This window comes from Pseudomonas sp. HP_01 (genome assembly GCF_055284355.1).
Genome location: NZ_JBTOPV010000028.1, coordinates 24,628 through 37,460, shown reverse-complemented (window position 1 = coordinate 37,460; position 12,833 = coordinate 24,628). Strand labels below are relative to the sequence as shown.

Here is a 12,833-nt window from a genome sequence, read left to right as displayed (position 1 = left end):
ATTTGCATTAACGGGGCTATCAAACGGGCTTTCAAGACGGCCCTCAATGCCGCGATGTCGGCAGCGTGAAGCCGGACACCGAGCGGCGCATCTCGCTGGCCATCTTCGCCAGATTGCCCATGCTCCGGGCGGTGGCCGCCGTGCCTGAGGTGGTCTGCGTCGTGGTCTGCTGAATGACCAGCATGGTCGAGGATATCTGCTGACCCAGTGCCGCCTGCTGCTGCGCTGCATTGGTGATGCTTTCGACCAGCGCGGCGAGGATTTTGGACACCCCTTCGATTTCCTCGAGCGCGACACCGGCATCCTGCGCCAGCCGGGCACCGCGCACCACTTCGGCTGTGGTCTGCTCCATGGAGATCACCGCTTCGTTGGTGTCGTTCTGAATGGCGCGCACCAGCGTCTCGATCTGCTTGGTCGCCGACGACGAGCGCTCCGCCAGCCGCTGGACTTCATCGGCCACGACTGCAAAACCGCGACCGGCATCACCGGCCATGGAGGCCTGAATCGCGGCATTGAGCGCAAGAATGTTGGTCTGGTCGGCAATGTCATCGATCAGGCTGACGATGTCGCCAATTTCCTGGGAAGACTCGCCCAACCGCTTGATGCGCTTGGAGGTGTCCTGAATCTGCTCGCGGATGTTGTCCATGCCGGTGATGGTGTTATGCACCACCTCGTTGCCCTTGTTGGCGATGGTCACGGATCGCTCGGCCACCGTGACCGACTCGGACGCATTGGCCGAGACCTGATCGATGGAAGTGGCCATGTCATGGATGGCGTTGGACGCCGCTGCGATCTGCAACGCCTGATGCTCGGACGCCGCGGCCAGTTGCGTCGCGGTGGTCTGCGTGTCTTTCACGGCGCCGAACACTTGCTCGGCGGTGAGGTTGATGGTCGACACCAACTCGCGCAGCTGGTCGATGGAGTAGTTGATCGAATCGGCAATCGCGCCGGTGAAATCCTCGGTGACCGACGCGGCCACGGTCAGGTCGCCGTCCGCGAGGTTCTCGATCTCGTCGAGCAGGCGCATGATCGCGTTCTGATTGCGCTCGTTCTTCTCGGCGGTTTCGCGCAGTTGCCGGTTGGTTTCGCGCACCATCACCAGGCCAATCAGGATGATCGACGCCAGGGCCAGCAGGCCCAGGATGTAGCCGCCATAGCTGTACGCCGCGCGACCACCGGCCATGTGCTCGAAACTGTTGGCCAGCACCGAGGCTTCGTCGAGGAGCGTCTGCGAAAGGTTGAAGATGCTGCCCGACGCTTCACGGACCTCCAGCAGTTCCGGCGAGGTTTCGAGGATTTCGTCGACCGAGCCGGAGACGAACTGGAACAGCTCGGCGATCTCGGCCAGCCGCGCGCGCGCATCGCGGTCTTCGACCTGGGCGATCTTCAGCGTGGCATTACCTTCGAGCATGCCGTTGAGCACCCGCCCGAACTGGCTGGCATCGCGACCGAAAGCGTCCGCTGCCTGGACCGCCGTTTCGTCGCCCGATAACACCGTGTTAACTGCGCCCAGTATCCGCTCGGCCAACAACGACTGCCGTTGGGCGAGGGCGACCTGGCTGGCAGGCGCGCGGGTTTGCAGAAGAATGTCGACGACCTTCTCCGATTCGATCTGCAATTGCGGAATGGTCTCGGCGAGGGTTGCCGCCACCTGATGCAGCGAGAGCACGGTCTGCTCACGGGCAAGAATCACATCGGTGCTTTTGCGCAGGTTTTCCCAGTCGTTCTGCACGGCTTTCAGCTCATCGCTCACTGCGGCGGGCGCAGCAGGCAGGCCGGTGTTCTTGTCACCTTTCTTCAAATACTGCCAGCGCGTGTCGAAGTCGTTGCGCGCGTCGGCCAGCAACTTGAAGGCCGCCGCCTTGCCCGCCGCCGCTTCCGTGGCGTTCTTGGCAATGCGCTGGGACAGCACGCGCAGTTCGCCGGCGTGGCCGATGTATTGTTTGTCGTAGTTGGACTGCGTGCTGAGGTACGCGAAGTTGACGAACAGCAGCATGATGAAAACGATGAGGCAGATAAACAGCACGACGATCTGCGATCGACTGTGCGCGCCTTCCAGTGACTTGCCGGTATTACTCATTGCTCAGGGCTCCGCCTGATGTTCGATTTAGGAAGGGCCGCCAAGAGCGTAGTGGCTGGAATACGCACCATCCACTGTAGGAGGCGGCTTGCTGGCGACCCCGAGGTGTCAGCCAACGCCTCTGCAATGAACCCACCGCATTCGCCAGCAAGCCGGCTCCTACAAGGGCGGGCATCAGAGCGCCACGTCCATGAAATCCGGCGACTGGACCAGTGCTCTCGGGCTGAACACCTGCCAGGCCTGCTCGCGCACGAAACGCCCCTGTATGTAGGGCGCGACGCGGGGTTCGCTGTCGTGCCCCGGTTCCGGCATCAGACTGCGTTCGCTGAAATGCTGCATACCCAGCACCTCGTCGATGAGCAAGCCGACAAAGACCCCCTGAAAATCGATCACCAGCACGCGACGCTGTTTGCGCAAGGGCGAGAGCTCGTGGCCGAAGAAGGCGCACAGGTCGATGATCGGCAACAAGCGGCCGCGCAGGTTAGCGATGCCCCGGACCCATGCCTTGGCGCCCGGCAACACCGCGCAGCGCGGCTCGTGGAGGATTTCGTCGATCTCGCCCATGGGCGCCACGTAATGGCGCTCGCCCATGCGAAAGCCAATGCCGCCCCAACCCTGCTGTCGGGTTTCCTGCAGCGGCAGGCCCGCAGCGAGTGAACGGCAGCGCTGGTCGATATCGAGCAGCAGCTGGAAGGCGGTTCGTGACTGAGCCATGAGCGTCAGCCGGGGGTCAGCCCGCGAGCACCGCGTTCAGGGTTTTCATGAGGGTTTCTTCGTCCACCGGCTTGGTCAGGTAATCCCGCGCGCCCTGGCGTTTGCCCCAGACCTTGTCGGTTTCCTGATCTTTGGTGGTGATCATGATCACGGGGATCATGCTGGTGTCAGCGTCTTTGGTCAGCTGACGGGTCGCCTGAAAACCGTTGAGGCCCGGCATGACGATGTCCATCAACACGGCATCGGGCTTTTCCTGACGGGCCAGGGCCACGCCATCAGCACCGTTCTCGGCCTTGAGGACCTGATGGCCGTGCTTCTCCAGCATGCCGGTCAGCTTGTACATTTCGGTCGGCGAGTCATCGACGATCAGAATTCGAGCCATGGTGCTTCCCCATAGAAACAGCCGTCCCGCACGAGGGGGACAGCATCAAGATAGTTGTTGTTCGACTGCAACGAACCCGGGCACGTGGGCCTTGATCGCACTGAGCAGTTCTTCCTTGCTGAACGGTTTGGTCAAAAACTGATCGGAACCGACGATTCGCCCCTTGGCCTTGTCGAAGAGCCCGTCCCTTGAGGACAACATGATCACCGGAGTGGATTTGAACGCCCGGTTGTTCTTGATCAACGCGCACGTCTGATACCCGTCGAGCCTGGGCATCATGATGTCGACGAAAATGATTCTGGGATGATTGTCGGCAATCTTGGCCAGTGCGTCGAAGCCGTCGATGGCGGTGATCACTTCACAGCCGACGTTTTTCAGCAGCGTCTCGGCGGTGCGACGAATCGTTCGGGAGTCGTCGATGACCATCACTTTCAATGGGGCTGAATGCTGTTCCATATCTGCTCTACCATCGCCGCGGCGAATCAGATGGGTTGCCTTCTGCCGGGCATCTGGTTTCGGGTCGGAAGCATCGGCAAGTACCCAGTCAGTGCCAAAGCACGGCTGGCGCGACACCGGATGCCGAGCCTTTTTAGCACACTCTCCACGGTCAATCCATAAAGCCTTGCCCCTTGACCCAAAGCCGGCGCGGCGCCACCCTGACGCCTATTTTCGGCCTGTCGTGGCCATTACCGATCAGAGGATATTACCCATGAGCATTCGCCTGGGAATCGTCATGGACCCCATCGAGCGCATCTCCTATAAAAAGGACAGCTCGCTGGCCATGCTCCTGGCAGCGCAAGCCCGCGGCTGGTCGTTGTTCTATATGGAGCAGCACGACCTGTACCAGGACGCCGGCCAGGCCCGCGCCCGCATGAAACCGCTGAAAGTCTTCGCCGACCCGGCTCACTGGTTCGAGCTGGAAGCCGAGGTCGACAACGGTCTGGACGACCTGGACGTGATCCTGATGCGCAAGGATCCGCCGTTCGACATGGAGTTCGTCTACTCCACCTATCTGCTCGAACAAGCCGAGCGCGCCGGCGTGCTGGTGGTCAACAAGCCGCAAAGCCTGCGTGACTGCAACGAGAAGCTGTTCGCCACGCTGTTCCCGCAGTGCACGCCGCCGACGCTGGTCAGCCGCCGCGCGGACATCATTCGTGAGTTCGCCGCCAAACACGGCGATGTCATTCTCAAACCACTGGACGGCATGGGCGGCGCGTCGATCTTCCGCCACCGCGTTGGCGACCCGAACCTGTCGGTGATTCTGGAAACCCTGACCAAGCACGGCCATGAGCAGATCATGGCGCAGGCGTATCTGCCGGCGATCAAGGACGGCGACAAGCGCATTCTGATGGTTGACGGCGAACCGGTTCCGTATTGCCTGGCCAGGATCCCGGCCGCTGGCGAAACCCGAGGCAATCTGGCCGCTGGCGGTCGTGGCGAAGCCCGTCCCCTGAGTGACCGCGACCGCTGGATCGCCGCCGAAATCGGTCCGACGCTGCGGGAAAAAGGCCTGCTGTTCGTAGGCCTGGACGTGATTGGCGAGCACTTGACCGAGATCAACGTCACCAGCCCGACTTGCATCCGCGAAATCGACAACGCGTTCGGGACGGACATTGGCGGGATGTTGATGGATGTGATCGAGAAGAAGCTGCAGGCGCGGGCTTGACCAAGCCTTGAGATAACCCTCACGAGGCCCCCACCGTTTAGGAGCGCGCTTGCCCGCGAACGCGGTGTGTCAGCGAAAAGACTGAACCTGACATACCGCAATCGCGGGCAGGCGCGCTCCTACAGGGAACCGCACCTCCCACTAATCGGCCCAGCTGTATCAAACCCCAGGCAAGCCCTGACATTGCGTTATCATGCGCGGCCTGAATTTTTGCGCTAGGTGAGTAGTAATGCTGGCACATGTGCTGCCGGAGCGTGGATGAACGCTGCGGTCGACGATGATCTCCCCCTGTCCCTGACCCGCACCGGCGTGCGCCCTGCCGATCGCCTCGGGTTTACCCTGATGATCGCTGCACTGGTGCATCTGGCGGTCATCCTTGGCGTCGGTTTCACCTACGTCAAACCGGAAAAGATCAGCCAGACGCTGGAGATCACCCTCGCCCCTTTCAGAAGCGACACCAAGCCCAAGGACGCTGACTTCCTCGCCCAGGAAAACCAGCAGGGCAGCGGCACCCTCGACAAGAAAGCGGTGCCCAAGACCACCGAAATCGCCCCGTATCAAGACAATCAGATCAACAAGGTCACGCCACCGCCTGCCGCCAAACCGGTGGTCAAGCAGGACGCGCCGAAGACGGCTGTCGCCACGAAAGCCCAGTCCCCGCAAAAGACAGTCGCCAGGCGCGACGAGGTCAAGCCGGAAGAACAGAAGAAAGCCGCACCGACCATCGACAGCACGCAGCTGAACAGCGAAATCGCCAGCCTCGAAGCCGAGCTGGCGGATGAGCAGCAGGCCTACGCCAAGCGTCCGAAGATCCACCGCTTGAGTGCGGCCTCGACCATGCGCGACAAGGGCGCCTGGTACAAGGAGGACTGGCGCAAGAAGATCGAGCGCATCGGCAACCTGAACTACCCGGACGAAGCCCGCCGCAAGCAGATCTACGGCAGCCTGCGGATGATGGTGTCGATCAATCGCGACGGCTCCCTGTACGAAGTGCTGATTCTCGAGTCATCGGGCCAGCCGCTGCTGGATCAGGCCGCACAGAAGATTGTCCGGCTGGCCGCACCGTTTGCGCCATTCAGTGGCGATCTGGCCGATATCGACCGGCTTGAAATCATCCGCACCTGGAAATTCGCACGCGGGGACAAGCTGTCGAGTAATTGATCAGCCAATACCGCGCGATATGAAACCTGACCTGCGTCGCGATTTATCCGCCCGTGAGTCGGTTCTGCCAGTTGTCACAACAGCCCCGCAACGCCACACTAGGGCTCATGAAAAACGTCTCTCCGTCGTACCTCAAACACCAGTTTCTGATCGCCATGCCCCACATGCACGATGAGAACTTCGCTCAGACCTTGACCTACATCGTCGAGCACAATGCCAATGGCGCCATGGGTCTGATCATCAATCGACCGCAAAGCCTGTCGCTGGCAGACGTCCTCGAACAGCTGCGCCCCGAATTGCCGCCTCCGGCGCGGTGCAAGGACATCGCCATTCACCTTGGCGGGCCGGTGCAAACCGATCGCGGTTTCGTCCTGCACCCTTCGGGTCAGGTGTTCCAGGCAACCGTTGATTTGGGCGGCATTTCGCTCTCGACTTCTCAGGATGTCCTCTTCTCCATCGCAGACGGTTACGGCCCTGATCAAAATCTGATCACCCTCGGCTATGCCGGTTGGGACGCAGGCCAGCTTGACGCCGAGTTCGCCGCCAATGCGTGGCTCAACTGCGCCTTCGACCCGGCAATCCTGTTCGAAGTAGAAAGCGAAGACCGTCTCAACGCTGCCGCCGCCAAACTGGGCGTCAATCTGAGCTTGCTGACCAGCCAGGCGGGCCACGCCTGATGGCCGGACTGCGTCTGCTCTTGGGATTCGACTACGGCACCAAACAGATCGGCGTGGCGGTCGGCCAAGTGATCACCGGACAGGCACGCGAGCTCTGCACACTGAAAGCGCAGAACGGCGTGCCGGACTGGGACAAGGTTCAGGCGCTGATCGCCGAGTGGAAGCCGGATGCCATCGTGGTCGGCCTGCCGCTGAACATGGACGGCACGCCGAGCGAGATGAGCGCACGCGCCGAGAAGTTTTCGCGCAAGCTCAACGGCCGCTTCAACTTGCCGGTTTACACCCACGACGAGCGCCTGACCACGTTCGAGGCCAAAGGCGAGCGCGCCTCTCGCGGCCAGCACGGCAGCTACCGGGACAATCCCGTGGACGCCATCGCCGCAGCGCTTCTGCTGCAAGGCTGGCTTGAAGCCAACACCGCGCTGTTTGAAACCTGATCCATCTACGCTGAACCGAATTCGATTTACTCCGGACGTTCGTGCAGCGCACGCCGGGGCACCTGAAGGAGCAACCATGAGCCTGCCAAATCCCGCCGAACTGATCAGCCAGATGGCGATTGATCTCAACGCGCATCTGAACAAACGCGGCATCCAGGAGCCTCGTTTCATCGGCATTCGCACCGGTGGCGTGTGGGTCGCGCAGGCCCTCCTTGAGGCCCTCAACATTCAGTCGCCGCTTGGCACGCTGGACGTGTCCTTTTATCGCGACGACTTCAGCCAGAACGGCCTGCACCCGCAAGTGCGCCCTTCGGAGCTGCCCTTCGAAATCGAAGGCCAGCATCTGGTGCTGATCGATGACGTGCTGATGAGCGGGCGCACCATCCGGGCGGCGCTCAACGAACTGTTCGATTACGGCCGCCCGGCCAGCGTGACCCTGGTGTCGCTGCTGGATCTGAACGCCGCCGACCTGCCGATCCGGCCGAACGTGACGGGCGCGACCCTGTCACTCGCGCCAAACGAGCGGGTAAAGCTGTCCGGGCCAACGCCGCTGACGCTTGAACTGCAAGACCTTTCAACCGATTCCGCCGCCCTCTAAGAGTCCTTTGCGATGACGCCTCTCGACGCCAAGCGCCCGCTGCAACTAAACCATCAGGGCCAGCTGCAGCACTTCCTCTCCCTCGACGGTTTGCCCCGCGAGCTGCTCACCGAAATCCTCGACACCGCAGACTCCTTCCTCGAAGTCGGCGCCCGGGCGGTAAAGAAGGTCCCGTTGCTGCGCGGCAAGACCGTGTGCAACGTGTTCTTCGAAAACTCGACCCGCACCCGCACCACGTTCGAGCTGGCGGCGCAAAGGTTGTCGGCGGATGTCATCACGCTGAACGTATCGACCTCCTCCACCAGCAAGGGCGAGACGCTGTTCGATACGCTGCGCAACCTTGAGGCCATGGCCGCCGACATGTTCGTCGTGCGCCACGGTGACTCCGGTGCAGCGCACTTCATCGCCGAACATGTCAGCCCGCAGGTCGCGATCATCAACGGCGGCGACGGCCGTCATGCGCACCCGACCCAAGGCATGCTGGACATGCTGACCATCCGCCGCCACAAGGGCAATTTCGAAAACCTCTCGGTGGCGATCGTCGGCGATATCCTGCATTCCCGCGTCGCGCGCTCGAACATGATCGCGCTCAAGGCGCTGGGCTGCCCGGACATCCGCGTGGTCGCGCCAAAAACCCTGCTACCGGTGGGCGTCGAGCAATACGGCGTGAAGGTGTACACCGATCTGACCGAAGGCCTGAAGGACGTCGACGTGGTGATCATGCTGCGCCTGCAACGCGAACGCATGTCGGGCGGCCTGCTCCCGAGCGAGGGTGAGTTCTACCGACTGTTCGGCCTGACGACTGCACGCCTGGCCGGCGCCAAGCCCGACGCCATCGTGATGCACCCGGGCCCGATCAACCGGGGCGTGGAGATCGAATCGGCAGTAGCCGACGGCCCCCATTCGGTGATTCTCAACCAAGTGACATACGGCATTGCGGTGCGCATGGCCGTTCTGTCCATGGCCATGAGTGGCCAAACCGCCCAACGTCAGTTCGAGCAGGAGATCGCCCAGTGAAGTTCAGCATCCTCGGCGCTCGCGTCATCGACCCTGTCAGCGGTCTGGATCAAGTCACCGACATCCATCTTGCAGCGGGCAAGATTCTCGCCCTCGGCGCGGCACCTGCCGACTTCAGCCCGACGGAAACCATCGACGCCGCCGGCCTGATCGCCGCCCCCGGCCTGGTCGACCTTAACGTGTCGTTGCGCGAGCCGGGTTACAGCCGCAAGGGCAACATCGCCAGCGAAACCCGCGCCGCAGCAGCAGGCGGCGTCACCAGCCTGTGCTGCCCGCCGCGTACAAAACCGGTGCTCGACACCTCCGCGGTCGCCGAGCTGATCCTCGACCGCGCCCGCGAAGCCGGCCACAGCAAGGTCTTTCCCATAGGCGCCTTGAGCAAGGGTCTGGAAGGCGAGCAACTGGCCGAGCTGATCGCCCTGCGCGACGCGGGCTGCGTGGCGTTCACTAACGGCATGGTGAATTTCCGCAGCAATCGCACGCTGTGCCGCGCCCTCGAATACGCGGCGACGTTCGATCTGACGGTGATTTTCAACTCTCAGGACCACGATCTCGCTGAAGGCGGTCTGGCCCACGACGGCCCGACGGCTGCTTTCCTTGGTCTGCCGGGCATTCCGGAAACGGCTGAGACGGTGGCACTGGCGCGGGACCTGTTGCTGGTCGAGCAAAGCGGTGTGCGCGCGCATTTCACGCAGCTGACCAGTGCGCGCGGGGTGGCCCTGATTGCCCAGGCCCAGGCACGCGGCCTGCCGGTGACGGCGGACGTGGCGCTGTATCAGTTGATCCTGACCGACGAGGCGCTGACGGGCTTCTCCAGCCTGTACCACGTGCAGCCGCCATTGCGCACACGTGCCGACCGCGACGCATTGCGTGACGCGGTGAAGTCGGGTGTGGTGCAAGCGATCTCCAGTCACCACCAACCCCATGAGCGTGACGCGAAACTGGCCCCGTTCGGCGCGACCGAGCCGGGCATCAGCAGCGTGGAGTTGTTGTTGCCACTGGCGATGACGCTGGTCGAGGACGGTCTGCTGGATCTGCCGACGCTGCTGTCACGCCTAAGCTCCGGCCCCGCCGAAGCGCTGCGCCTGCCCGCGGGAAGGCTGATCGCAGGCTCGCCTGCGGACGTGGTGCTGTTCGACCCTGCCGCGTCCACTGTCGCCGGCGAGAAATGGCTGTCGAAAGGCGAAAACTGCCCGTTCCTCGGCCATTGCCTGCCGAGTGCCGTGAAGTACACGTTTGTGGATGGGCGGGTGAGCTATAACGGTTGAGATTCCCAACCGTAACCTTGTAGGAGCCCGCTTGCTGGCGAACGCGACAGAGGCCGACCATTAGTGTTGGCTGACACGACGCATTCGCGGGCAAGCGCGCTCCTACAAAGAGTATTGCGTTCGACGCCGATTGCGCAGGCTACGCACGTCCCGTGTAGGAGCGCGCTTGCCCGCGAAAAGATTCACGCCCCCGCGAAGACGAATCTGACACCCTGCAGACGGATTCTCAGGGCGCTGCGTGCAACGCAGATTACCCTGTTGGTACGGTATGTTACCTACGAGCGTTCTTCACCGATATCTGCTCATTCAGCGTCCAGAAGTCGTACAGCACGCCCAGCAGCGCCAGACCTCCCGTGAACAGATAAATGATCCCGGTGATCCATTTGCCCTGATACATGCGGTGCACACCGAACACGCCCAAGAAGGTCAGCAGAATCCAGGCAAGGCTGTAATCGGTCGGGCCAGCGTTGAACCGCAGGTCTGCTTCCCGATCCATCGCAGGGATCAGGAACAGGTCAATCAGCCAGCCGATGCCCAACAGCCCCAGTGTGAAAAACCAGATCGTGCCGGTCACTGGCTTCCCGTAATAAAAACGGTGAGCGCCTGTAAATCCCACAATCCAGAGCAGATAGCCCATGACCTTGCTGTGGGTGTCCGGACGTTGAACGTCGGGTTGATAGGTGTTCATTGTTGACCTCGCTTGCTGCAATAGAAAAAAATATGCGTAAGTTTTGTGACTTTCGTGACGCCTTCCGACGTATGGCTTGAACCTCTCTTCAATCGTGCAAACCCTTGTTCTGCAAGGTGATCAGCACATCAACATGACAATTCTGCGGCCTAAACTGACTTTGAAGGCAGTAAATTGTTCGACAAGTGGCCTCAGAATTTCGCAAAAAGCTGTTATAAAGTTGCGCGCTGACCAACATGAGCCCTGCCTAATGCGTCCATTTTTCAAGACATGGCTGACTATTTGTCTATTTATGCCACTGGCCGCCCACGCCACCAATCGTGAGCAAACGCTTCCACCGAGCTTCACCGGTTTCACCGCCAGGTCCGAGTCGCCGGAATCCGTTTCACGCAACATCGCCGCTCAACGAGCGGCCATGGCTGCACTGGAACAGACGGCTACTCCACTCGAGACCTCTGGCAAACGCGTGAAAGCTGTTAAAGGGAAGCCATCCCGCAGCACTCGCAAGATTTCGCAAAACACTGTCGCCCTGGCCAACACGGCGCAGATGGGTACCAAACAAAGCAGCACCGTGGTCAACCGGGCGGTTAACGCCATCGGTACACCTTATCGTTGGGGCGGCACCAGCCCAACAAAAGGGTTCGACTGCAGTGGGCTTGTGAAATATGCCTTCAACGACGTGAGCGAAGTCGATTTGCCGCGCACCTCCAACGCCATGGCCGAAGGCCACGGGCAGAAGGTTGACCGCAAGGATTTGAAGCCGGGCGACTTGCTGTTCTTCAACATCAAGAGCCGCAAGGTAAATCACGTTGCCATCTACCTCGGCAACGACCGGTTCGTTCACGCGCCACGCCGTGGCAAATCCGTAACGATCGATACGCTGAAGAAGCCTTACTGGGACAGCCATTACGTCGTCGCCAAGCGTGTGCTGCCAAAGCAGCCGCCGAGCCAGAAAGGCACCGTGCGCATCGCCCAGCGTTGATCGCACACGCCGCCTGACAAACAACACAGTGGGGAGCGGAGTCATTCGCTCCCCACCGTCGTTTGCCCTCCCGATCAAAAATTGTCCGGCGTCTTCGCCTTCTCCCGCGCACTCTCGCGCGTGATCAGCCCCTTGCTGATCAGATCCTTCAGGCACATATCCAGCGTCTGCATCCCCAGCGATCCCCCGGTCTGAATCGACGAATACATCTGCGCCACCTTGTCCTCGCGGATCAGGTTACGAATCGCCGACGTGCCGATCATGATCTCGTGGGCCGCAACCCGACCTCCGCCGACCTTCTTCAGCAGCGCCTGGGACACGATGGCGTGGAGCGACTCCGAGAGCATCGAGCGGATCATCGACTTCTCCTGCGCCGGGAACACGTCGACGATACGGTCGATGCTCTTGGCAGCGGACGTGGTGTGCAGCGTGCCGAACACCAGGTGGCCGGTTTCGGCTGCCGTCAGCGCCAGGCGAATGGTTTCGAGGTCGCGCAGCTCACCCACCAGAATCACGTCAGGGTCTTCACGCAGCGCCGACCGCAGCGCTTCGGCGAAGCCGTGGGTGTCGCGATGGACTTCGCGCTGGTTAATCAGGCTTTTCTTGGACTCGTGGACGAATTCGATCGGGTCTTCGATGGTGAGGATGTGGTGGTGCTTGTTGCTGTTCAGGTAATCGACCATGGCCGCGAGGGTGGTCGACTTGCCCGAGCCGGTCGGACCGGTCACCAGAACCAGGCCGCGCGGTACGTCGGTAATCTTGCGAAACACTTCGCCCATGCCCAGCTCTTCCATGCTCAGGACCTTCGACGGAATGGTCCGGAACACCGCGCCGGCGCCGCGATTCTGGTTGAAGGCGTTAACCCGGAAGCGCGCCACGCCCGGCACTTCGAAGGAGAAGTCTGTCTCCAGATCTTCCTCGAAGTCCTTGCGCTGCTTGTCGTTCATGATGTCGTAGATCAGCGCCTGAACCTCTTTCTGGTCCAATGCGGGCAGGTTGATCCGCCGCACATCGCCATCGACGCGAATCATCGGTGGCAGGCCGGCAGAGAGATGCAAGTCCGACGCGCCTTGCTTGGCACTGAAGGCCAGCAGCTCGGTAATATCCATACAGCTCCTCATCACATAGAATGCCGCAAACTTTAGCCCTGCTGGCGCAAATCA

At 61.4% G+C, this 12,833-nt stretch carries 14 protein-coding genes; 8 read left to right on the top strand and 6 right to left on the bottom strand.

Annotated elements, in window-relative coordinates; all coding sequences use genetic code 11:
• Nucleotides 1-43 precede the first annotated feature (43 nt).
• From ACYAR8_RS16245 to pilG, 4 genes are all read right to left on the bottom strand, one after another.
• Nucleotides 44-2,080, bottom strand: coding sequence for a methyl-accepting chemotaxis protein (locus ACYAR8_RS16245; protein WP_463580422.1), 2,037 nt, complete (start codon nucleotides 2,078-2,080; stop codon nucleotides 44-46).
• 174 nt (nucleotides 2,081-2,254) lie between these two features.
• Nucleotides 2,255-2,794: a chemotaxis protein CheW gene (locus ACYAR8_RS16240; RefSeq protein ID WP_074892378.1), complete on the bottom strand. Its 540-nt coding sequence runs from the start codon at nucleotides 2,792-2,794 to the stop codon at nucleotides 2,255-2,257.
• 16 nt (nucleotides 2,795-2,810) lie between these two features.
• Nucleotides 2,811-3,176 carry a twitching motility response regulator PilH gene (pilH, locus tag ACYAR8_RS16235; RefSeq protein ID WP_065991171.1) on the bottom strand — a complete coding sequence of 122 codons (366 nt, stop codon included), beginning with the start codon at nucleotides 3,174-3,176 and terminating at the stop codon, nucleotides 2,811-2,813.
• 45 nt (nucleotides 3,177-3,221) lie between these two features.
• On the bottom strand, nucleotides 3,222-3,632 hold the full coding sequence (gene pilG / locus ACYAR8_RS16230; RefSeq protein ID WP_065991170.1) for a twitching motility response regulator PilG: 411 nt from the start codon (nucleotides 3,630-3,632) through the stop codon (nucleotides 3,222-3,224).
• Between the two features lie 253 nt (nucleotides 3,633-3,885).
• Between pilG and gshB the strand changes: the two genes are divergently transcribed.
• From gshB to ACYAR8_RS16195, 7 genes are all read left to right on the top strand, one after another.
• Nucleotides 3,886-4,842: a glutathione synthase gene (gshB, locus tag ACYAR8_RS16225; protein ID WP_074892377.1), complete on the top strand. Its 957-nt coding sequence runs from the start codon at nucleotides 3,886-3,888 to the stop codon at nucleotides 4,840-4,842.
• 258 nt (nucleotides 4,843-5,100) lie between these two features.
• Nucleotides 5,101-6,003, top strand: a complete 903-nt coding sequence (locus tag ACYAR8_RS16220; RefSeq protein ID WP_463580421.1) for an energy transducer TonB — start codon at nucleotides 5,101-5,103, stop codon at nucleotides 6,001-6,003.
• Nucleotides 6,004-6,110: 107 nt separating this feature from the next.
• Nucleotides 6,111-6,680 (top strand): YqgE/AlgH family protein, encoded by a 570-nt coding sequence (locus tag ACYAR8_RS16215; RefSeq protein ID WP_074892375.1) that lies wholly within the window; start codon nucleotides 6,111-6,113, stop codon nucleotides 6,678-6,680.
• Nucleotides 6,680-7,117, top strand: coding sequence for a Holliday junction resolvase RuvX (ruvX, locus tag ACYAR8_RS16210; RefSeq protein WP_463580420.1), 438 nt, complete (start codon nucleotides 6,680-6,682; stop codon nucleotides 7,115-7,117). Before ACYAR8_RS16215 ends, ruvX begins: the two co-directional genes overlap by 1 nt.
• Nucleotides 7,118-7,193: 76 nt before the next feature.
• Nucleotides 7,194-7,715 carry a bifunctional pyr operon transcriptional regulator/uracil phosphoribosyltransferase PyrR gene (gene pyrR / locus ACYAR8_RS16205; RefSeq protein WP_108121034.1) on the top strand — a complete coding sequence of 174 codons (522 nt, stop codon included), beginning with the start codon at nucleotides 7,194-7,196 and terminating at the stop codon, nucleotides 7,713-7,715.
• 12 nt (nucleotides 7,716-7,727) lie between these two features.
• Entirely contained in the window at nucleotides 7,728-8,732 is a 1,005-nt protein-coding gene (locus tag ACYAR8_RS16200) for an aspartate carbamoyltransferase catalytic subunit (protein WP_065991159.1), read from the top strand.
• Nucleotides 8,729-10,000 (top strand): dihydroorotase, encoded by a 1,272-nt coding sequence (locus ACYAR8_RS16195; RefSeq protein ID WP_463580419.1) that lies wholly within the window; start codon nucleotides 8,729-8,731, stop codon nucleotides 9,998-10,000. Before ACYAR8_RS16200 ends, ACYAR8_RS16195 begins: the two co-directional genes overlap by 4 nt.
• Before the next feature lie 271 nt (nucleotides 10,001-10,271).
• Here ACYAR8_RS16195 and ACYAR8_RS16190 read toward each other — a convergent pair whose 3' ends face one another.
• Nucleotides 10,272-10,688 (bottom strand): NINE protein, encoded by a 417-nt coding sequence (locus ACYAR8_RS16190; protein WP_074892371.1) that lies wholly within the window; start codon nucleotides 10,686-10,688, stop codon nucleotides 10,272-10,274.
• A gap of 250 nt (nucleotides 10,689-10,938) precedes the next feature.
• Between ACYAR8_RS16190 and ACYAR8_RS16185 the strand changes: the two genes are divergently transcribed.
• The gene (locus ACYAR8_RS16185; RefSeq protein ID WP_463580431.1) at nucleotides 10,939-11,670 is read left to right on the top strand and encodes a C40 family peptidase; all 732 of its coding nucleotides are present in this window, start codon (nucleotides 10,939-10,941) and stop codon (nucleotides 11,668-11,670) included.
• Between the two features lie 74 nt (nucleotides 11,671-11,744).
• Here the strand turns inward: ACYAR8_RS16185 and ACYAR8_RS16180 are convergent, their stop codons facing one another.
• Complete coding sequence (locus ACYAR8_RS16180; protein ID WP_074892369.1) at nucleotides 11,745-12,779, bottom strand: type IV pilus twitching motility protein PilT; 1,035 nt, start codon at nucleotides 12,777-12,779, stop codon at nucleotides 11,745-11,747.
• Between the last annotated feature and the right edge of the window lie 54 nt (nucleotides 12,780-12,833).

What these genes read in the sequence shown, in the direction of transcription:
- ACYAR8_RS16245 (WP_463580422.1), bottom strand. Translation starts at nt 2,080, where the DNA reads ATGAGTAATACCGGCAAGTCACTGGAAGGCGCGCACAGTCGATCGCAG.
- ACYAR8_RS16240 (WP_074892378.1), bottom strand. Translation starts at nt 2,794, where the DNA reads ATGGCTCAGTCACGAACCGCCTTCCAGCTGCTGCTCGATATCGACCAG.
- pilH (WP_065991171.1), bottom strand. Translation starts at nt 3,176, where the DNA reads ATGGCTCGAATTCTGATCGTCGATGACTCGCCGACCGAAATGTACAAG.
- pilG (WP_065991170.1), bottom strand. Translation starts at nt 3,632, where the DNA reads ATGGAACAGCATTCAGCCCCATTGAAAGTGATGGTCATCGACGACTCC.
- gshB (WP_074892377.1), top strand. Translation starts at nt 3,886, where the DNA reads ATGAGCATTCGCCTGGGAATCGTCATGGACCCCATCGAGCGCATCTCC.
- ACYAR8_RS16220 (WP_463580421.1), top strand. Translation starts at nt 5,101, where the DNA reads ATGAACGCTGCGGTCGACGATGATCTCCCCCTGTCCCTGACCCGCACC.
- ACYAR8_RS16215 (WP_074892375.1), top strand. Translation starts at nt 6,111, where the DNA reads ATGAAAAACGTCTCTCCGTCGTACCTCAAACACCAGTTTCTGATCGCC.
- ruvX (WP_463580420.1), top strand. Translation starts at nt 6,680, where the DNA reads ATGGCCGGACTGCGTCTGCTCTTGGGATTCGACTACGGCACCAAACAG.
- pyrR (WP_108121034.1), top strand. Translation starts at nt 7,194, where the DNA reads ATGAGCCTGCCAAATCCCGCCGAACTGATCAGCCAGATGGCGATTGAT.
- ACYAR8_RS16200 (WP_065991159.1), top strand. Translation starts at nt 7,728, where the DNA reads ATGACGCCTCTCGACGCCAAGCGCCCGCTGCAACTAAACCATCAGGGC.
- ACYAR8_RS16190 (WP_074892371.1), bottom strand. Translation starts at nt 10,688, where the DNA reads ATGAACACCTATCAACCCGACGTTCAACGTCCGGACACCCACAGCAAG.
- ACYAR8_RS16185 (WP_463580431.1), top strand. Translation starts at nt 10,939, where the DNA reads ATGCGTCCATTTTTCAAGACATGGCTGACTATTTGTCTATTTATGCCA.
- ACYAR8_RS16180 (WP_074892369.1), bottom strand. Translation starts at nt 12,779, where the DNA reads ATGGATATTACCGAGCTGCTGGCCTTCAGTGCCAAGCAAGGCGCGTCG.